General features: G+C 45.3%; 17 protein-coding genes and 1 pseudogene. 2 read left to right on the top strand and 16 right to left on the bottom strand.

Annotated elements, in window-relative coordinates; genetic code table 11:
- Positions 1-19 precede the first annotated feature (19 nt).
- The 10 genes and pseudogenes from infB to parE all read right to left on the bottom strand — a co-directional run.
- A complete protein-coding gene (gene infB, locus G6R27_RS00975) occupies positions 20-2461 on the bottom strand; it encodes a translation initiation factor IF-2 (protein WP_213819223.1) in 2442 nt (813 codons plus the stop codon).
- Entirely contained in the window at positions 2462-2779 is a 318-nt protein-coding gene (locus tag G6R27_RS00970) for a L7Ae/L30e/S12e/Gadd45 family ribosomal protein (protein ID WP_213819222.1), read from the bottom strand.
- A complete protein-coding gene (rnpM, locus tag G6R27_RS00965; RefSeq protein WP_213819221.1) occupies positions 2766-3068 on the bottom strand; it encodes an RNase P modulator RnpM in 303 nt (100 codons plus the stop codon). The genes G6R27_RS00970 and rnpM overlap by 14 nt, the downstream gene beginning before the upstream one ends.
- Positions 3069-3085: 17 nt before the next feature.
- Positions 3086-4261, bottom strand: a complete 1176-nt coding sequence (gene nusA, locus G6R27_RS00960) for a transcription termination factor NusA (RefSeq protein WP_213819220.1) — start codon at positions 4259-4261, stop codon at positions 3086-3088.
- A gap of 19 nt (positions 4262-4280) precedes the next feature.
- Positions 4281-4760: a ribosome maturation factor RimP gene (locus G6R27_RS00955; RefSeq protein ID WP_213819219.1), complete on the bottom strand. Its 480-nt coding sequence runs from the start codon at positions 4758-4760 to the stop codon at positions 4281-4283.
- A gap of 163 nt (positions 4761-4923) precedes the next feature.
- Positions 4924-5193, bottom strand: a complete 270-nt coding sequence (gene rpsN, locus G6R27_RS00950) for a 30S ribosomal protein S14 (RefSeq protein WP_091501864.1) — start codon at positions 5191-5193, stop codon at positions 4924-4926.
- Complete coding sequence (rpmG, locus tag G6R27_RS00945) at positions 5193-5342, bottom strand: 50S ribosomal protein L33 (protein ID WP_002815032.1); 150 nt, start codon at positions 5340-5342, stop codon at positions 5193-5195. Before rpmG ends, rpsN begins: the two co-directional genes overlap by 1 nt.
- A 141-nt stretch (positions 5343-5483) precedes the next feature.
- Complete coding sequence (locus G6R27_RS00940; protein ID WP_213819218.1) at positions 5484-6389, bottom strand: manganese-dependent inorganic pyrophosphatase; 906 nt, start codon at positions 6387-6389, stop codon at positions 5484-5486.
- Between the two features lie 69 nt (positions 6390-6458).
- Positions 6459-8891, bottom strand: a complete 2433-nt coding sequence (parC, locus tag G6R27_RS00935) for a DNA topoisomerase IV subunit A (protein ID WP_213819217.1) — start codon at positions 8889-8891, stop codon at positions 6459-6461.
- A 346-nt stretch (positions 8892-9237) separates the two neighbouring features.
- A pseudogene (gene parE / locus G6R27_RS00930) lies at positions 9238-11211 on the bottom strand (DNA topoisomerase IV subunit B); the annotation flags it as partial.
- Positions 11212-11450: 239 nt separating this feature from the next.
- Here parE and plsY point away from each other — a divergent pair.
- Positions 11451-12059 carry a glycerol-3-phosphate 1-O-acyltransferase PlsY gene (plsY, locus tag G6R27_RS00925; protein ID WP_213819216.1) on the top strand — a complete coding sequence of 203 codons (609 nt, stop codon included), beginning with the start codon at positions 11451-11453 and terminating at the stop codon, positions 12057-12059.
- 45 nt (positions 12060-12104) lie between these two features.
- On the opposite strand, the gene G6R27_RS00920 is transcribed toward plsY, so the two are convergent.
- Genes G6R27_RS00920 through G6R27_RS00900 form a run of 5 tightly spaced genes read right to left on the bottom strand, consistent with a single transcriptional unit; the run spans position 12105 to position 17312 of the window.
- On the bottom strand, positions 12105-13316 hold the full coding sequence (locus G6R27_RS00920; protein ID WP_213819215.1) for an ATP-grasp domain-containing protein: 1212 nt from the start codon (positions 13314-13316) through the stop codon (positions 12105-12107).
- A complete protein-coding gene (locus tag G6R27_RS00915; RefSeq protein ID WP_213819214.1) occupies positions 13313-14473 on the bottom strand; it encodes an ATP-grasp domain-containing protein in 1161 nt (386 codons plus the stop codon). Before G6R27_RS00915 ends, G6R27_RS00920 begins: the two co-directional genes overlap by 4 nt.
- Positions 14470-15348, bottom strand: coding sequence for a sugar phosphate nucleotidyltransferase (locus G6R27_RS00910; protein WP_213819213.1), 879 nt, complete (start codon positions 15346-15348; stop codon positions 14470-14472). The genes G6R27_RS00915 and G6R27_RS00910 overlap by 4 nt, the downstream gene beginning before the upstream one ends.
- A 9-nt stretch (positions 15349-15357) precedes the next feature.
- Positions 15358-16428, bottom strand: a complete 1071-nt coding sequence (locus G6R27_RS00905; RefSeq protein WP_213819212.1) for a hypothetical protein — start codon at positions 16426-16428, stop codon at positions 15358-15360.
- The gene (locus G6R27_RS00900) at positions 16425-17312 is read right to left on the bottom strand and encodes a carbohydrate kinase family protein (protein WP_213819211.1); all 888 of its coding nucleotides are present in this window, start codon (positions 17310-17312) and stop codon (positions 16425-16427) included. Before G6R27_RS00900 ends, G6R27_RS00905 begins: the two co-directional genes overlap by 4 nt.
- Before the next feature lie 119 nt (positions 17313-17431).
- On the opposite strand from G6R27_RS00900, the gene G6R27_RS00895 reads away from it, so the two are divergent.
- Complete coding sequence (locus G6R27_RS00895; RefSeq protein WP_213819210.1) at positions 17432-18586, top strand: MFS transporter; 1155 nt, start codon at positions 17432-17434, stop codon at positions 18584-18586.
- 35 nt (positions 18587-18621) lie between these two features.
- Here G6R27_RS00895 and G6R27_RS00890 read toward each other — a convergent pair whose 3' ends face one another.
- On the bottom strand, positions 18622-19197 hold the full coding sequence (locus G6R27_RS00890; RefSeq protein WP_213819209.1) for a cation diffusion facilitator family transporter: 576 nt from the start codon (positions 19195-19197) through the stop codon (positions 18622-18624).
- Between the last annotated feature and the right edge of the window lies 1 nt (position 19198).

The raw sequence follows: 19198 nt of genomic DNA, 5'->3' as shown, positions 1-19198 counted from the left end.
GCCTCCAATTCTGATACGCTTACTTAGGCTTTACTTCTTCCATGATGTAGGCTTCGACTTCATCACCCAGTTGGATGTCGTTAAACTTGTTCACCGTGAATCCAAAGTCGTATCCGAACTTCACTTCGTTCACCGCATCCTTACCACGCTGAAGCGATGCCAAGGCACCGTCGTAGATCACCGTACCATTGCGGACAATGCGGACCTTGGCGTCCTTTTTAATCTTACCTTCTTCAACGGTGGCACCGGCGATCGTTCCAACCTTGGAGAACTTAAACAGTTCCTTAACAACGATTTGTCCAATAACACGCTCTTCGTATACTGGTTCGAGTTGTCCCTTCATCGCAGCCGTCACGTCGTCAATGGCGTCATAGATGACGGAGTAGAAGCGCATGTCGATCTTGTCGGCTTGGGCTTGGTTCTTGGCAAATGGCGTAGGACGCACATTAAAGCCAAGGATCAAAGCACCAGAAGCTTCAGCAAGGGACACATCGGATTCGTTAATCGCACCAACGGCAGCGTGGACAACATCCACCTTCACACCGTCGACTTCGATCTTCTTCAATGAGCCAACCAAGGCTTCAACAGAACCTTGTACATCGGCCTTAACAACAACGGGAACCGTCTTCATGGCCTTTTCAGCCATCGTGTTAAAGAGCGTATCCAAAGTCACAACAGAACCAGCGTTGCGAACTTCTTCGCGGGCACGCTTAGCACGTTCTTCACCAGCGGCACGGGCAGACTTTTCGTCGGCCATGACCACGAAGCGATCACCAGCTGATGGCACTTCGTTTAGACCAGTGATCTGAACAGGCGTTGCAGGCTTTGCTTCCTTTAGGTCAACACCCTTTTCGTTTTGCATCGTCCGGATACGTCCGTAGGTATTACCCACAACGACAGGATCACCGACGTGAAGCGTTCCCTGTTGAACGAGCACCGTTGAAACCGGTCCGCGACCCTTGTCAAGTCGGGCTTCGATAACAGAACCACGGGCAGGAACCGTTGGGTCCGCCTGCAATTCCAAAACGTCAGCTTCAAGCAAAATCATTTCGAGCAATTGCTCAATGTTTTCACCCTTCTTGGCTGAGATCTTAACAAAGATCGTTGAGCCACCGTATTCTTCAGGAACGAGGTCGTAAGCCATCAATTGGTTCATGACTTGTTCAGGGTTGGCCCCTTCCTTATCGATCTTGTTGACGGCCACAATCACTGGCGTACCAGCAGACTTGGCGTGGTTAATCGCTTCAATCGTCTGAGGCTGGACCCCATCATCGGCGGCAACAACCAAGACCGTGATATCGGTCACGTTAGCACCACGAGCACGCATTTCTGTAAAGGCCGCGTGACCTGGCGTATCCAAGAAGGTGATCAAACGACCATCCAAACGAGCTTGATAGGCACCGATGTGCTGCGTGATTCCACCAGCTTCGCCTTCGGTGACATTGGTCTTGCGCAAGTAATCAAGCAACGTCGTCTTTCCGTGGTCAACGTGTCCCATAATCGTGACCACTGGAGCACGAGGGGCCAAGTTTTCTTCGTTAACTTGTGCTTCGTCGAAGAAACGGTCGATGTCAGCCAAATCTTCTTCTTCTTTTTGCTTGGCATCGATCCCGTAATCAGCCGCCAGGATTTCGATCGTGTCTTCATCCAAAGACTGGTTTTGGTTCGTTACGATTCCAAGCAAGAAAAGCTTCTTGATGATTTCAGCCGTATCGCGGTGCAAGAGCTTTGACAAGTCCTGCACGTTCATGCCGACCTTGTATTCCAGTACTTCTGGCAATGGCTGTTCCTTACGGACCGTTGGTTGCTTCTTAGGTGCTTGCTTAGCCGCAATCCGACGGGCCTTCTTCGAACCATGTGGCTTGTCGTTACGGCGTGGTGTCTGTTGGCCCGTCCCGTTCGTGTTGCGCTTACGCGTGTTGTTACGAGCGGAATTGTTACCAGATGACAAAGAACCACCGAAACGACCAGTGCCGTTACCATTGCCAGCTGCCGGCTTGGCAGCATTAGCAGCAGGCTTTTGGGCTGGCTTAGCAGCCTTTTGCGCCTTCTTTTCAGCCGCCTTCTTGGCTTCTTGCTTGGCTTTATTATTTTGCGCGACGTATTCCTTCAAGGAATCGTCCTTTTGAGCCGAATAGTTCACTTGGCCTTCACGAGGCTTTGTTGACCAGGACTTCTTTTCGCGAATCATTGGACGTCCAGAGGATGGGTTGTTCGTCCGGTTATTTGGACGACGTGAGCCTCCTTGGCCAGGACGAGCATTGTGACGATTTTGACCGCCTTGTTCGTTACGTGGACCGTTTTGCTTTGGTCGTGGACGGCTTGGGCTAGCTGGCTTGGCTGCCCCATCCGACAACTTGGCGGCGTGACGACGCTGGGATGCTGGAAGCTCCTTACGTTCTGGCACAGCCATCTTGCGGGTTTTTCGATTTGAGCCGGAGAATTTCTTTTCTTCTGCCATTTAATTCCGCTCCTTTTCTTCAAGTAATTGTTTGATTTTTTTAGCAAAGCCAGCATCCGAAATCGCGACGATTGACCGGTTTAAACCGATCGATTGGCTGATTTCGTCTCTTGTCAAATCATCCACGAAGGGGATTTGATAAAACTGACTCTTGTCCGAAAACTTCTTGTGCTGACTAGCACCACCGTCTTTTGGGAAAAAGACAAGGCGGGCAGTCTGGCCTTGAATCGCTTTCAACGTTGGCCCAGAACCCAAAATCAGCTGATTAGCTCTGCGGGCTAGGCCCAAGACCTGCATTAATTCTTTAGTCTTGTTCATTTTCGAAAAGCTCTTTTCGGGCTTGCTGATGGTCGACATAGGCGTAAAGTTCCTCATAGAAAGCCGGATCAATCGCCTGGGAAAAGGCCTTTTCAAAGACGCGTTTTTCTTGCGCCTTTTTGGCCGTTTCACGATCGAGTGCAATGTAGGCACCACGTCCGTTTTGCTTACCGGTTGGATCTAAGAAGACGTCGCCTTCTTTATTTCTGACAACCCGTACCAGTTCTTTTTTGGGCACCATCTCACCGGAGACGATGTCTTTTCGCATCGGAATCTTGCGTGTCTTCATGAGGAACCTCCAAGAAATTAAATTTCAGGGTTTTCGCTATCGTCATCAACCATGGCGTCAACGCTGTCATCGATGTTCGTATCAGCGGCTTCGTCAGCTGCATCATCAAAGGCGTCGTCTGCTGCTTCATCCATTGAAACAGCAAGATCAGCAGCTTCTGATTCTGGCTTGATGTCAATTTTGACACCAGTCAAGCGAGCGGCCAAACGAGCGTTCTGTCCCTTCTTACCGATGGCAAGTGACAGCTGATCATCAGGAACGATCACTGTGACGGCTTGATCGTTTTCAGGATCGAAGATCACATCCGTGACTTCGGCAGGGTTCAAGGCGTTTGCAATGTATTGCGCTTCGTCTTCCACCCATTCCACGATGTCCATGTGTTCACCACCCAGTTCCGTCACAACGGCTTGAACACGGGCACCACGCTGACCAACCAAGGCCCCAACGGGATCCAAGTCGGCATCGTGTGTGTAAACAGCAATCTTTGACCGATCACCGGCTTCGCGGGCAACCGAAACAATTTCGACCGTGCCGTCATAAACTTCAGGCACTTCTTGCTCGAACAAACGCTTAACCAAATCAGGAGCCGTACGAGAAACAAAGATCTGAGGGCCCTTCAATGAGTCGTCCACCTTTGAGACCAAAACCTTGATACGGTCACGCATCCGGTAGTGTTCCGTTGGCATTTGGTCGCCTGCTGTCATGACAGCTTCTTGCTTACCTGGCAACATCACGTACAAGAAACGGTTGTCTTGGCGCTCGACTTCTCCGGTGATAATTTCGCCTTCGTAGTCCTTGTAGCGATCGTAAACCGCCTGACGCGTTGCTTCACGCATCTTTTGAACGATGACTTGCTTTGCCGTTTGAGCCGCCATACGACCGAAATCTTTTGGCGTCACATCAAAGCGAATTTCATCACCCGCTTCATAAGCCTTATTAATGGCCGTGGCGTCTGTCAACGAGATTTCCGTATCAGGATCCAAGAGATCGTCATCCAAAACAACCGTCTTGATCTGCTTGATCGTCATCTTCCCCTTCTTGTCATCAAAGGTTGCTTCGACGTTTTGGTTGGCGTTGTACTGCTTTTTGTAAGCGGCCTTTAGCGCATCTTCCAAGGCTTCAACAACAATCGTCCGATCGATTCCACGTTCTTGTTCCAAGGCATCTAAGGCCTGTACTAGTTCTTTACTCATCTACTTACTCCACTGTTAACTAATCAAATTGGACAGAGACAACGGCCTTGGCGATTTCATCGAAAGAAAAGTCTTTTTTCTCACCATCAATCAACAAGGTCACTTTCGAATCATCGAGCTGATCGATCTGACCAGTCCACTTCTTTTGACCATCCTTTGCTGCAAAGAGTGCAACCGTAATCGGGTCCCCCTCCTCTTTTGCCCAGGTGTAGTGCCAGCGCTCAGTCAAGGCGCGGTCCCAACCTGGAGAAGCAATGTCTAACATGTATTCACCAGGAACTGGGTCAACTTCGGCTTCGTCCAAGGCTTCGTTCATTGCCTGTGTGAATTCGGTGATTTCATTCATCGAAATCTTAGCATGCTTTGGCAAATCAACGAGCAGTTCGACTGTCTTTTGTCCAGCCACCTTCTTAACGTTTAGGTCCCACAACATGAGGCCCTGTGCGTCAATGACGGGTTGAACAAGATCTAACAACGCTTGATTCTTAGCTTGTGCCATTGTCTATTCCTTTCCTATTCTTTGCCATAAAAAATGAGCCGGTCAATCGCTCGACCCGCTCATTTACGACTGTAAATTAACTTACTTCTATAATAGTTGATTTACGGCCGAAAAGCAAGAAGGTAAAGAAAAAACCACAGCAAGGCTGTGGTTTTGATTCATATTACCAAGAAGCCTTGCGAACACCAGGGATCTGACCCTTGTGTGCTAATTGGCGGAAGTTCAAACGTGACATACCGAATTCACGCATGTAACCGTGTGGACGGCCGTCGATGCGGTCACGGTTGTGAACACGTACAGGTGATGAGTCCTTTGGCAACTTAGCCAAACCGATGTAGTCACCAGCAGCCTTCAAAGCAGCGCGCTTGTCAGCGTACTTAGCAACCAATGCTTCGCGTTGCTTTGCCTTTGCGATCTTTGATTTCTTAGCCATTACTTGATCTCCTTAAACGTTACTACTTTACGAAGTTTTGGTGAGTACTTCTTCAACTCCAAACGGTCAGGCGTGTTACGACGGTTCTTTGACGTCAAGTAAATACGCTCTCCAGTTTCATCATTGCCTAATACGACATGAATACGCATAGTCCCAGCTCCTCAGATTTAGAATTTTTGATAAAAATTTATTTGCTTGTCAATACAAAATAGTATTATACATGCTTGTTCACACACTGTAAAGGGGTCTCTTTAACTTTTTCTTAAAAAGTTTTCACCCACTTCACTAACTTAGAATTGCTTCTGCAATGGTGGCACCACTTGCTTCTTACGTGAGACCACACCAGGCAAATCAATGACGTTATTTTCAAGCTTTTCGTCAAAGGCCTTTTCAATGGCATCCGCTGCATCGCCCAAGTAAATGGCCTTAGAGTTTGAGTTCAAGATGTCGGTGATAACCAACAAGAAGTCTTCGTAACCAGAAGCCTTCATGGCCTTTTCCAGATCAGCTTGACGCTTCAACACATCAGCAATGTCCACTGTGTTGACCTGTCCGATGCGGAAGTCGTGTGACCCCATGGTAAAGGACTTGGCATCCCCTTCCAAGAGTTCTTCGTCTGAACGCGTGGACAAGTCGGTTCCGGCCTTCAACATGGCCAATCCGTATGCTTCGATGTCAGCAACACCAGCAATCTTAGCCAATTCAGGCAAGGCTTCGCGATCCTTGTCGGTCGTCGTTGGGCTCTTCAACAAAAGCGTGTCCGAGATCAAACCAGATGCCAAGAGACCAGCAATCTTTGCAGGAATCGTCAAACCAGCTTTCTTGTACTCAAAGTACAAGATCGTTGATACAGAACCCCAAGGCTTTGCGGTGATGTACAAAGGTGTACCGTTTTGGAAGTTAAACTTGTGGTGGTCGTAAATGCCGTATACTGTCACGTCCGCCAAGTTGTCAACTGATTGAGCAGCTTCGTTGTGGTCGACCAAGACAACTTCGTCAGTGGCCGCCTTTTCGATGATTGGCAAAGCCTCAACACCGAAGTGGTCCAATGCAAATTGCGTTTCTTGGTTTGGCTTACCTTGTGCAACGGCTTCCGTATCCAAACCTTGTTGCTTCAGCAAATCAGCAGCTGCGATCGCAGATGCCACCGTATCCATATCTGGACTCTTGTGTCCAAAAACTTGAATCTTTGCCATGTCTTTTCTCCTCAGTGCGGTTACCCGCTTGAATTCATTTTTATTGTAACAAGAAGCCTGGGCTAATTTCTAGTCTTCTTCTTGCAAATTCAACGGCTTAATCGACCTTGCTTGACCATCCGATGTTGGATTGATCAAAGCCGATCCATTGGCCGTCCGGTTGGACAGACCGTGATCTTGCAGTTGAATGTCAAAGGTCTTGAAACGGTCGGTCTCGATCCGCAAAGCACCCTGTGCTTCTGGAATGACCGTTGCTGCGGCCACGGCGTAGTGAACCGTCTTGCGTGGTGACAAGACCTGCATGCCCTTGTTGGCGCGGTGTGATTCGGAAATCTCGTCCAGACGGGAGTACTTAAAGGTTCCCTGGTTTGTTACGAGTGCCAAGTACATCTCGTCCACCGATAAAATCAAGGCAGCCTTGACCTGGTCGTCTGTGCCTAATTTCATCGCTTTGACACCGGCTGTCCGAGCCCCAACGACTGGCACTTCTTCGATTTCAAAGCGCAAGGCCAGACCACTTTCAGAAATCGTCATGACTTCCTTTGCGTCCTTGACTGGCGCAACGGTAATCACACGGGCGTCGTCTGACTTCAGCTTCATGACCGTTGCCGACTTCTTCTTGTATGACTTTGGCACCAAATCCTTCACGATCGACTGCTTGATGTAACCGTCGTTGGTTGCCAAGAGCAAGGCGTCCTCGCTGGCTGGGTCGTCGATGACCATGGCCGAGAGAATCGTTTCTTCTGGGTTCCAGTTCGAAAGCGACTGGGAGAAGTGTTCCCCTGGTTCCTTCCACTTGAAATCAGCGATTTCATAAACTGGACGGTAGATCAGGTTGCCCATGTTGGTGAAGGCCAAGAGGTGCTGGGTCGTGTTGACCGTTTCGTTTACGATGATTGGATCATCTTCGGCCAAGCCGTTATCGTCGGCTGAGGCCTTGAAGGAACGCAGTGATGAACGCTTAACGTAGCCGTTTTGTGACAAGAGCAAACGAACGTTTTCGTCTGGCACCGTCACGGCCGTGTCGATGACCAATGATTCGATTTCGTCTTCGATCACGGTCTGACGTTCCGTGGCGTATTCCTTGGAAATCGCCTTCAATTCGTTACGGATCACCGTATGCAAAGCAGCGGTTTCGTTCAAAATCTTCTGCAATTCCGCAATCTTTTTGGCCAAAGCGTCGTGCTCGTCTTGCAACTGGGTCACGTCGGTGTTGGTCAAACGGTAAAGTTGCAGGGTCACGATGGCTTCGGCTTGCGGCTTGGTGAAGTCGTAGTTGTCAATCAAATTCTGCGTGGCGTCCTTCCGGTTCTTAGACGAGCGAATCGTTTGCACGACTTCGTCCAAGATGGACAACATGCGAATCAACCCTTCCACGATGTGCTGACGAGCTTCGGCCTTCTTCAAATCATAGGCCGAACGCTTCAAGACAACATCCTTACGGAAGTCCAAGAAGGCCGAAAGACCGTTTTGCAAGGTAACCAAAACAGGCCGTTGGTCGTGAATGGCGACCATGTTGAAGTTGTAAGAGATCTGCAGGTCCGTCTTTTTAAAGAGATAAGTCAAGATACCGTCAGCCGAAGCGTCCTTGGACAACTCGATGACGATTGACATCCCCTCCCGGTCCGATTCATCACGGACTTCGGAGATTCCAGCAACTTCTTTGTTCAAGCGAATGGCATCGATCTTAGCAACCAAAGTTGACTTCACGACTTCGTATGGAATCTCCGTGATTTCAATCTTCTGCTTGCCACCCTTCAAAGGCGTCACTTCGGTTTTGGCACGAACGACCACGCGGCCACGGCCAGTTTCATAGGCCTGCTTGATACCATCCAGTCCTTGAATGATGCCGCCAGTTGGGAAATCAGGGCCTTTGACGAATTGCATCAAGTCGTCTAAGGAAGCCTCCGGATGATCCAACAAGTAGATCAAAGCGTCGTTGATTTCCTTTAGGTTGTGCGGTGGAATATCCGTGGCATAACCAGCCGAAATCCCCGTTGCTCCGTTGACAAAGAGGTTTGGCAAGCGCGATGGCAACACCGTTGGTTCGTAGGTCGTGTCATCGAAGTTCAAGACCATTTCGACCGTGTCTTGAGCCAAATCCTTTAAGATTTCGCCAGATATTTTGGCCAAACGGGACTCGGTATAACGCATGGCCGCGGCCGGATCGTTATCGACCGAACCATTGTTACCGTTCATGTCAATAAGCGGTTCTCGAACCTTCCAGTCCTGTGACAAACGAACCATCGCCTCGTAAATCGAGGAGTCCCCGTGGGGGTGAAAGTTACCCATGATGTTACCAACGGCCTTGGCCGACTTACGGTATGGGTGGTCATAGGTGTTGGAATCCTGTTCCATCGCGTACAAAATACGACGCTGAACAGGCTTCAAGCCGTCCCGAATGTCAGGGAGGGCTCGTTCCTGAATAATGTACTTGGAATAGCGACCGAAGCGCTCGCCCATGACGGCTTCTAATGAGAGCTCGGTAATGCGGTCTGCCATATGGACAACCCCATCCTTTCGTAATTAATCATTAAAACAAGTTCAGGTTCTCGAAGTTTTCGGGATCCTTTTTGGAAGCTTTGGGTTCGGACTTGCTGTCTTTTTCCTTAGCATCTTCCTTTTTGGCAGCGGCTGCTTCTGCAGCTGCCTTCTTAGCATCGGCTTCCGCCTTTTCGGCAGCCTTCACTTCCGCTTCGGCTTTCTTCGCCTCAGCTTCTTCTTTTGCCTTATCAGCTGCTACCTTTTCGGCGATCTGGCGTTCGGCTTTGGCAGCTGGACTGTTTTTGGCAACGGAAGCGACTTCATCAGCCTCATCTTCTTGGTTTGGATCTTTACCGGCCATCACTTGGTCGAAGACCTGACGAGAGTCGGAACCACCCGCCACGTTATCCAAAATCGAACCTTCTTCTTCCAAGGTGAACTGCACGTTTTTTTCAATCCACTGACGCCGTGGGTCAACCTTGTCGCCCATCAACGTCGTCACGCGCTTTTCAGCCAGCATGGCATCGTCGATTTTCACACGAATCAACGTACGGGACTCGGGATCCATCGTCGTTTCCCATAGAAGCGTGGCGTTCATTTCACCAAGACCCTTAAAACGAGTCAATTCGTACTTCACCTTGGCAGCAGCCGTAATGTCGGCCAATTCGTCGTTGGTCCAGGCAAAGGAATCATCCTTCTTGCCCCGGTACTTAACACGGTAAAGCGGTGGCAAAGCGATGTAAACCTTGCCTGCTTCGATCAATGGCCGCATGTACTTATAAAAGAAAGTCAATAGCAACGTTTGAATGTGGGCCCCGTCATCATCGGCATCGGTCATGATGATGACCTTGTCAAAGGCGGCGTTTTTAATATTGAAATCGGGCCCCACCCCGGCACCAATGGCATAAATCAACGTCGAGATTTCTTCGTTCTTCAAGATGTCGGGCAGTTTGGCCTTCTGGGTGTTCAAAACCTTCCCACGAAGCGGCAGAATAGCCTGAAACTTCCGGTCACGGCCTTGCTTAGCCGAACCACCGGCCGAATCACCCTCGACCAAAAACAGTTCGTTCTTATCGGCGTTTTTTGACTGAGCAGGGGCCAGCTTACCCGACAGTAAGCGTTCCTTCTTTCCCTTTGTCTTACCCGTTCGGGACTCTTCTCGAGCCTTACGAGCGGCCTCACGAGCTTCACGAGCACGAAGGGCTTTGCGGACGATCTTTTGACCGAAATCACCGTTTTCCAATAAGAAACGAGCCAAGGTGTCGTTGACAACGGAATCAACAGCGCCACGCGCTTCGGTCGTTCCCAGCTTATCCTTGGTCTGTCCTTCGAACTGCAAAATTTCTTCTGGTACACGGAGGGAAATAACGGCAGACAAGCCTTCACGGACGTCGGAACCTTCCAGGTTCTTGTCCTTATCTTTTAACAAATTCACCCGTCGAGCGTATTCGTTAAAGGCCTTTGTCCATGCGGAACGGAAGCCCATTTCGTGCGTACCACCATCTTGGGTACGAACATTGTTAACAAAGGACAAAAGCGTTTCAGAATAGCCATCGTTATACTGAGCCGCCACGTCGACAACGATGCCATCTTCTTTGCCTTCAAAAGTCATGATTGGACCAAGGCCCTCTTTTTCTTCGTTTAAAAAGTCAACGAAAGAACGGAGGCCGTGATCGTAGTGATAGATTTCTTGACGAGCTGGTGAAACGCGCTTGTCGGTCAGTGTAAACTTCACACCAGACATCAAGAAGGCAGCTTCGCGCAATCGCTCCGCCAAGGTATCAAACTTGAAGACCGTCGTTGAGAAAATGCCAGCATCGGGCTTAAAGGTCACCTTAGTCCCGCTGTGTTCTTTAGTTGGCCCCAAATCATTCAAGGTCCCAACGGGCTTACCACCATGCTCAAAAGTTTCTTCGAAAAGGTGGCCGTCACGGACGATCGATACCTTCAAATATTCAGAAAGGGCGTTAACAACCGAGGACCCAACCCCGTGCAGCCCGCCTGAAGTGGCATAACCACCCTGGCCAAACTTTCCACCAGCGTGAAGCACTGTCAAAATGACTTCAGGAGTCGGCTTACCGGATGAGTGCATTCCCACCGGCATGCCTCGTCCTTGGTCGGAAACGGTAATGGCGTTGTTTTCTTCAATCGTGACTTCAATATCGTCACCATAACCACCCAACGCCTCATCGACGGCGTTGTCGACGATTTCGTAAACCAGGTGGTGCAAGCCACGGCCATCGGTCGAACCGATATACATACCGGGACGCTTGCGAACGGCCTCCAAGCCTTCTAGGATTTTAATCGAATCTGCATCGTAATGTCTTTGCTCTGTCACAGTGATCATCCTTTAATCTTCGTTTTCAAAAGGCCGGGCAACCCGGCACTTTTGGCAATCTACCTTATCATAGATTAAAAACGAAAAACTGACAACAAAAAATCCAGCGAAAATCATTTCATTTCGGTTGCGTCACTTTCCAACCATTTCTAAAAAACAAAAAAGAAGGGCTTAGAATCAACCAAAAACTCGTCTCTGTGGTAAAATATTATCTGCTTTTAAAAAAGGAGTGTAACAGAATGGAAAAAATAATGATGGTGTTTATCTTGGCCTACCTAATCGGCTCACTCGTCCCAGGTTACTGGATTGGTAAACTCTTCTTCCATAAAGATATTCGAAACGAAGGTTCTGGTAATATCGGGACCACTAACGCCTTTCGTATCCTAGGGCCTGTCGCCGGCTGCTTTGTCCTAGCTTTTGACATCTTGAAAGGGGCCCTAGCCGGTTTATTGCCAGCAATCTTTGGTCTTGATGTCAATGTGATGTGGGTCGGTCTTTTTGCCATTTTGGGCCATACTTTTTCGATCTGGATTGGCTTTAAGGGAGGCAAAGCTGTGGCCACCTCGGCCGGTGTCTTGTCCGTTTATAACGGCCCCCTCTTTTGGATGGTTTGTGCCGTCTTTGTATCCTGCCTGATTCTCTTTTCAATGGTCTCAGTTGCCTCAATGGTCGGCTTTTCTTTTGCCACAGTCATGTCCGTTTTCTACTACCATGACCTAATCTTATCCATCATCGCGATTACCTTAACCGTCTTTGTCTTCTATCGACACCGACAAAACATCGGCCGCATCCTTTCTGGAAAAGAATCCACGATTCCATTCGGGTTGGTTTATTGGTTAAAAAAATAAACTATACTATATCAAAAGAACGACACCTTAGGTGCCGTTCTTTTTTTATTCATAGATCATCTTTTCGCGGTACCAACGGTCGATTTCTTTCAGCTCCTTCAAAACTTTTTCAAAAGACTGTCCCTCCACAGAAATCGACGCAATAGCATCAATGCTGGATGCTGCTTTCTTTGACTGACTGCCTTCTTTGCGAAATAAATAAAAATCATAGACGTTTTCAAAGGGTAACTTCTCAATGCTCTGCGCCGGCAACTGTCGAATCAGCCCTTCTTTTGGCGCAACCAATACAAAGCCTTTCGTTAATGGGTTAATTTTTCGATAGGACATTCGTTGTTTTTCCCCTAATTCCTGAGCCAATAGTTCTTGAATAAAGTGGACACCATACGTTTGATAAAGTTCACGTTCAATTCTTCCGCCGCCCATTCGACAAGCCACTTCCAAAAAGTAAATTTTCCCTTTTTTGAAAAAAACTTCAAGATGAAAGATAAGCGTTTCCTCCTGATTAAACAAGGGCAATAGGCTTTGACTATAGTCGAGTAAATGATGATAAGCCGGACTATTTTCTTCGACCTGTATACTACCAATCGATTGATTGTGTTGATAATCCAATGTGTTATGAAAATACCGTGATGGCGAAAACGCTAAAATTTCCCCCTGCTTCATCAATCCATCTAAATGGTAAACAGGCCAATCAATGAACCGACTCACCAAAATGTTTTGTATGTTATTTTCACGGATGTATTGCTGCAAATCGCTTGCATGATTCAATCGGTAAGTCCGCTGTGATCCCATTCCATCCCCCGGTTTAACGATCACCGGATAGGTTATTCGTTCAATCGCCTCTTTCAATTCTTCAACGGAATGAACCAGATCAAAGCTCGGAACATCGAAGCCGTTTTGTTGAACAAAATCCATCATGCGATTTTTATGTCGAAAACGCAGCGCATTCTCAGTTTTTTGTCCCTTTATTTGATACCTCTCCCGCATTTCTGCAGCAAAAAGGATTTCTTCTTCTGTATAAGCAAAAAGAAGATCAATGGGATATCGTTGGTGGAAAAGACCAATCTCATAGGCAATGTATGTCCGCACCCAATCTTTTAAGACGATTAATTCGATATTATCAGGTAAGCTTTCGGGATAATTATCGCGATGCTTTTCTAGAATAAATAAGCAATAATGATGATCGGGATGATCCTTTACAACAGTGAAATAATCGATATAACGGTTACCGATTGGTGCTAAAATAACAACATTCATCGGGGGTTTTCCTCCTTAAATCGTTCGTTTATCAACGCCGCCTGCTTTTGTAACTGGACAGTGGATAAAGCGCGGAATTGTAAAGCAAAATAATTATCATTGACCGATTGACCGACGGCCTTCATTGCCGAATCGTCATGAACCTGTTGACCAAAAACATTTTGAAATTCATTTAAGAAATGCGTATTAATTAGCGCACGACCATCGTGCATCTGGAAATAAGTTGCGGAATAACACTTCGGATAGAGCAATTGCTCGTTAAAAGTTGTCGTCTTATTCAGATTTGCCCAGTATTCCTGTAAAAGATTAATCCCAAACGCTTCTTGAATTAAGCGCGGAATATGCCCCCCACCAAAGCGCCGACCAATCTCGGTGAAAACAAAGCGATTACGATCCTTCTGATAAAACCATTCAATATGAAAAGGGACAGTATCGCCAGGTCGGCTCAGCTGGTTCACCACCCGTTTTGATAAGGTGAATAGTCGTTTTAACAGTTCGGGCTTTTGATATAAAGAGGCCGTTGTTAATAACAAGTATTGCCCGTGAACGACTTCATTGACTTTGCCGTAGTACTCGTGTGCGAACAGGCGAAATTGCCCGGTAGCCGTTCGATATCCATCAATTGTGTACATGGTATCGTATGAAACGGCTTCCTCAACCATGTAGTCAGCCCAACTCACCTCGGGAATTTGTAAAAGTAATTGTTGATATTCAGAATCATCCTGATAGTCTTCGACACCTTGTGCTGAGTCCGAACGTCGATATTTTAGAAAGCCCTTGCCAGAAAATGGCTGTTGACGACTAGCTTTTTGAAAGCGTGGTTGTAAAACAATGTCTTGCAATGCTGAACGCATGAAATATTTATCTTTGAAAAGGATCGCTGTATCGTCTCGTTGCGTTGCAAAGAGATTGTTTAACTGGCTAACCCAAATGATCTTTTCCTCATCCAAAGTCCAAATTCGATCAATAGAGTGGCCACGGTGCTGACGAAAATAAGCAAATAGCGTTTCGAAACTTAATTCATCAAAAAAAAAGACGGCTTTGTCTGACCAATCAACAAAGTGAGACCGATTCTCTTCGCTAGTCAAAACAATCGTTTGATGATCTTCAATTAAAGACAAGCTGTGAGGAGAGTAAGGCCAAATATAATAGTTCATGTTGTCCTCCATTTCAATTCAGGTAACATTCTCCGCACACCTTCAGCATAAGAACTATTTTTCCCTTGGAATTGATTGACCAACATTGTTTTGTTCACTAACCCCTTCTTATAAGCTTCATAATGCGGAGAACCGATTAAACGACCTGTTAATAATTCAATCTGCCTAATTAATGAAGTGGCAGCATATAACAATTCTGGGACACCTGTGTCTGTCCAAATGACGTGGTCAAAGGGACCTAACGTTTCAAAGTAGTGATCTTGCATCATTAGATTGATAACCGAAACAAGTTCATATTCCCCTCTTTCCGACTGCTTAATTTTTTTTAGGTATTGAAACACGGAAGGTTGAAAGAAATATAAGCCTGATATAGCCTGAGTAATACCTTCGCGATTTCCTTTTTCAACCGCTTTTTCTTTATCAAAGTAAGCATATTGTCTTGCATCATAAACTGGCATTAGCAAATTAAAGGACGTTGACCTTGCTTTCATTACTTGATTAAAAAGTTTACCTAAACATCCGGCTTCCTTATCAATAAACAAGGAATCGCCCAATAGTAAAATGAATGGTTCTTTCTGAACAAAGTCCTCAGCACATGCTAACGATGTTGCTGTTCCCCGTACATACTTTTTCGCTTCATTCAAATACTTAATTTTACAACCAAGATCGCAGCCATCATTGAATAACCCCCTAATCAGATTGTTTGACTCATCAGTGCCAACAATGCCAATTTCAGTTACTCCCTGTTGAATTAGAAATGCCAACGAATAATAGATACTCGGCTTATTATAAATTGGGTGAACAACTTTCGGAGAGACTTCGGTAACCGGCCACAGCCTTTTCCCAAATCCAGAAGATAGAATAACGCCTTTCATGTTTACCTCCTAAAAATTGTATTCAGTTTTAGAATTGACTAAAAAATCACCAAAAAATTCGTTTGGTAGTCCTAAACTATCTTGAGCAAATTTTCGCCCATAGTTGTTACACCAATAATCTTTAACACTTTTTTTGTACTCTCGATCAATTTTTTCAAGTGTGCTTAAGAGTATCTGTCGGCTTATATTAGTGTGAAATGCCGATGGAGGCATTTGATCTAACCATGCTTTTATTCCATCTAAATCAAGTTTTAGATAAAAAACATTGTAAAAATAAAAAGAGCGGATTTTACGTTTTAAATCGTTTCCAGAACCTTTTGAACTAGGTTCAATCCCAAGTGATAGCATTTTTTGAATTAATCGAAAATCATTTAAAAGAATGTGCTGGTCGCGCTTATCCTCACTAATACTCCTAACAATTTTTTGTAAGGAAACATATTTCTTTTCATCAAAAATGTATGTTTTATCTTCCTCAATTAAATCAATCAGATCTTCCACCCAGATGGAGTCCAACTGAGAGGATAAATTTTTCTGATCGAAATTAACGAGAACAAAATCAACAATATTGAGCCAACCTTTTTGATGTTTCATTCGCACCTTTAAGTAATAGTGTTCCCCTGGCAAAGGTAAACGCGCTTGGTATCTTTTCTCCATCACATCAGGATTCAATCGATAAGGGAAAAAATTCTTTCTAAAAAATGTTTTCAAAGTGATCGGAAAAGTAATCTCGATCTCTTGTTTGGATAAGTTAGGAAAAAACTCTAAACACAAGGCATCGATCATTCTTTTGATATTGTCTGCCTGATCTATTTTTTGATAGTTTTGAATAGCATAAGTCCACTGGTTGTTCACACAAAGTGGGTTCGTTAAATCAAGAGTGTTTATTTTACGAATAGTCTCTTGTTTTTTAATATAAAAGTCGTTACTGTTTGCTAACCGAATGTAATTGTCCTCAGTATCTTGAAACGGTGAAAAAGTAAAGTAAGGCATTCCTTTTCTTCGAAGAGAACTAGTAGGTAATTCTATAATCGGATATGGCAACTTCTGCTGTAAAACTTTTTTAAAACGTGAAAAAGTCATTTTAAATCTCCTTTAACAGGAACTGCTCCGATTTTATTGATAGTTTCTAAGGCCATCTGATGACCTGCAAAAATTGCTTCGTCAATCTCTTGAGTCAATAGATAATGGTGAATCGTACCAGCCATAAAAGCATCACCTGCTCCAGTTGAATCACAGGGCTGAACAGAACGAATTCGAACATACTGATAAACTTGCCCCTCGCCAAAATAATGAATACCATTTGGTCCTGCTGTAATGAACACATTTTTCACACCAAACTTCTGGAAAAAATACCCCGCCTGCAGTACATCACTTGTTCTTGCAACATCACAAGCTTCACGTATGTTCAAGAAAAAGAAATCAACGTCCCTGTACTGACCAGACATTAAAAATCGTCGAATGACAGCAATATTCGGCGATCCACCGAGAAAAACTGGAATTCCGTTTGCTTTCGTTTCTTGAAGAATTTCCCCTATCCGCGAATCCACATTCGGCAATAACCCAATACCAGCAATTACGACAGCATCGCCACGACTTGTAAAAGTGTTAAAGTCAAAATAATCATTGCTCCCCTGAAAACTTGTCACAGAACGTTCTCCAGATTGATTCACTAGTATTAAAGACATACCGGTTTGTTCAACAGGTGAGACCCTTAACCCTTCCATGTTAATGCCAAAATGAGCAAATTGTTCTTTTAAGAACTGACCATGTGTATCATTGCCAACCTGCCCGTAATAATCAACATCTAAACCTTTTCGACATAGGTTAATCGCAACATTACTGCCATTTCCCCCGGGTGTTAAACGTCCCTCTTCAGCAAAGGAAATATTATCAAAGAGAATTTTTACCTCCTTCATCTTAAAAAGCACATCGACAAAAGTTGTACCTATCAAATTAATCTTCATTTACGCCTCCATTTCAAAAATAGATTGAACTCAGAATCAATTAAGATTACAATCATCATAAGTTAAAAATATTTAAATAACAAGCGTATTTTTAGATAATATACAAAAAAGGTGAAAGTGTGTCGATAAGATTATTAAGTGCCCGTTTAATTTCTCAATTTGGTGATTTAGCCTTCAATGCTGTCCTTGATTTATGGATTCTCCAACTGTTCAGTTCGACCCAGATCTTAGCACAATCCATGATGATCGCGAGCTTAGCCAATTTTTTGGCCAGTTTAATGGGTGGTTACCTAGCTGATTCATCCAGGCTTTTCAAAGCAACAGTTAGCATCCAACTCCTTTCATGTGGTCTGTCTGTTCTTGGTTTTTTTCTGTTCTCAAGAGGACACGTTGACCTGCTGTCGATCAACCTCATTCTCTTTTCACTAAACTTAGCCAATTACACGTTTTCGCCTATCATGAAACAACTAATTCATGCTGGAATTCAAAAAGAAAGAATGCCCTCCTTTAATCAACAAAACAACCTCTTTAGTCAAATACTAACTGTGGTTATCCCTCCCCTAGCGGTTTCCCTTTTCAGTCTAAAATCGATCGATTTACCAACAGTCCTCTTACTGAACGGCTGTTCCTTTCTTCTATCGCTTATTCTTTTGCTCCCAATCCGAAACAAAATCCAAAGAAAGCCAAAAAAACAAAAAAATTCTTATCGAGAGGCACTTGGTTATCTTTATAAAAATAAACCATTACAATGTTTAATCGTCTATGGTTTTCTCTTATCCTGTTATGCTGCTCAGCTCAATGTTTTCTTACCGAATTACTACGTTCACATCAAGGGTAATGCCTCACAGTATGCAGCGATTTTGCTGCTAATTGCCATCGTGGGTATTGCCGCAGCTGTCACTTATCCGCTATTTCAGAAAGGATTTCTTCAAAAAAGTTCAATTTATATCATTATGATCGCCTTAATCGCAACGCCAATCTTTCTAGTCTGCGATTGGTCATTGTATCTGATTATTATCATTAGCAATACGCTTATGGTTCACTTTGCTATTTTTAGTCAAAATACGATTCAACTCACTGTCGAATCAAAGCAGCTCGGAAAAGTCTTTTCGCTACTCTTTATTGCACTAAACATTGCGATGCCAGTCGGTCATTTTCTTGCTGGTCAAGCCAGTCGATTTTCTCTTCAAATGATGGTTACCTGTCTAGGTTTTACGTTACTATTGCTTTTATTAGCACGACTTTTCCTTGATCAAAGCATAAAAAAAGATTGATTCCCTCTATAAAAAGGAAATCAATCTTTTTTCATTTACTTTAATTTTCTGGCTGACCATTTCAAACGCCGCCAAACGTCTGGCTGCACCCGACGTAAGAAAAGCGTCCCGTGCAAAGTCAGCAAGACCGCATCAATCAAGTTGGCCTTGAAGATATAAAGAATCAAGAAGAGCAGCGTCGTTGGTGGCAGCAAGAGCAGAACAAAGATAATCCATGCCCGTTCAAAGCCCCACTTCCCTTTCAGATAAGTCTTCTGTCCAGAGCTTGGCAAGAATTCCAGCAGTTCCTCTTTTGGCAAGCCCTGTTTTTTGCCTTGACGGTAGGCCATGAACCAGAACCAAGCGGGCAAAATCATCGTGATTATTAAGACGAGCCACCAAAGCAAGGGATTCGTCAGCGTGATTTGGGGCAGTGGGAAGAAAAACTTGCCCAGCCAGAGAACCGTCCCGATAACAGCTGAAATTAGAAAGGCGACAAAGAGCGCCAAATCATAGCCAGATTTCTTAGGCATAGTGCGTTGGTAGTAGCGACCGTCTTCAGGATCGTAATAAATCGTCTGATCCTGATGCCTTTTTTTCAAAGACACCAGGCGGATTGGGGTATTGGACACA

Origin of the sequence: Fructobacillus papyriferae (genome assembly GCF_018437225.1) — a bacterium.
Taxonomy (GTDB): domain Bacteria; phylum Bacillota; class Bacilli; order Lactobacillales; family Lactobacillaceae; genus Fructobacillus; species Fructobacillus papyriferae.
Note: the sequence above shows the minus strand (reverse complement) of the source record. Positions and strands in the feature narration are given on the sequence as shown.

Bases quoted from the DNA above. Each gene is read 5' to 3' on its own strand.
- infB (WP_213819223.1), bottom strand. From the start codon at position 2,461: ATGGCAGAAGAAAAGAAATTCTCCGGCTCAAATCGAAAAACCCGCAAG.
- G6R27_RS00970 (WP_213819222.1), bottom strand. From the start codon at position 2,779: ATGAACAAGACTAAAGAATTAATGCAGGTCTTGGGCCTAGCCCGCAGA.
- rnpM (WP_213819221.1), bottom strand. From the start codon at position 3,068: ATGAAGACACGCAAGATTCCGATGCGAAAAGACATCGTCTCCGGTGAG.
- nusA (WP_213819220.1), bottom strand. From the start codon at position 4,261: ATGAGTAAAGAACTAGTACAGGCCTTAGATGCCTTGGAACAAGAACGT.
- G6R27_RS00955 (WP_213819219.1), bottom strand. From the start codon at position 4,760: ATGGCACAAGCTAAGAATCAAGCGTTGTTAGATCTTGTTCAACCCGTC.
- rpsN (WP_091501864.1), bottom strand. From the start codon at position 5,193: ATGGCTAAGAAATCAAAGATCGCAAAGGCAAAGCAACGCGAAGCATTG.
- rpmG (WP_002815032.1), bottom strand. From the start codon at position 5,342: ATGCGTATTCATGTCGTATTAGGCAATGATGAAACTGGAGAGCGTATT.
- G6R27_RS00940 (WP_213819218.1), bottom strand. From the start codon at position 6,389: ATGGCAAAGATTCAAGTTTTTGGACACAAGAGTCCAGATATGGATACG.
- parC (WP_213819217.1), bottom strand. From the start codon at position 8,891: ATGGCAGACCGCATTACCGAGCTCTCATTAGAAGCCGTCATGGGCGAG.
- plsY (WP_213819216.1), top strand. From the start codon at position 11,451: ATGGAAAAAATAATGATGGTGTTTATCTTGGCCTACCTAATCGGCTCA.
- G6R27_RS00920 (WP_213819215.1), bottom strand. From the start codon at position 13,316: ATGAATGTTGTTATTTTAGCACCAATCGGTAACCGTTATATCGATTAT.
- G6R27_RS00915 (WP_213819214.1), bottom strand. From the start codon at position 14,473: ATGAACTATTATATTTGGCCTTACTCTCCTCACAGCTTGTCTTTAATT.
- G6R27_RS00910 (WP_213819213.1), bottom strand. From the start codon at position 15,348: ATGAAAGGCGTTATTCTATCTTCTGGATTTGGGAAAAGGCTGTGGCCG.
- G6R27_RS00905 (WP_213819212.1), bottom strand. From the start codon at position 16,428: ATGACTTTTTCACGTTTTAAAAAAGTTTTACAGCAGAAGTTGCCATAT.
- G6R27_RS00900 (WP_213819211.1), bottom strand. From the start codon at position 17,312: ATGAAGATTAATTTGATAGGTACAACTTTTGTCGATGTGCTTTTTAAG.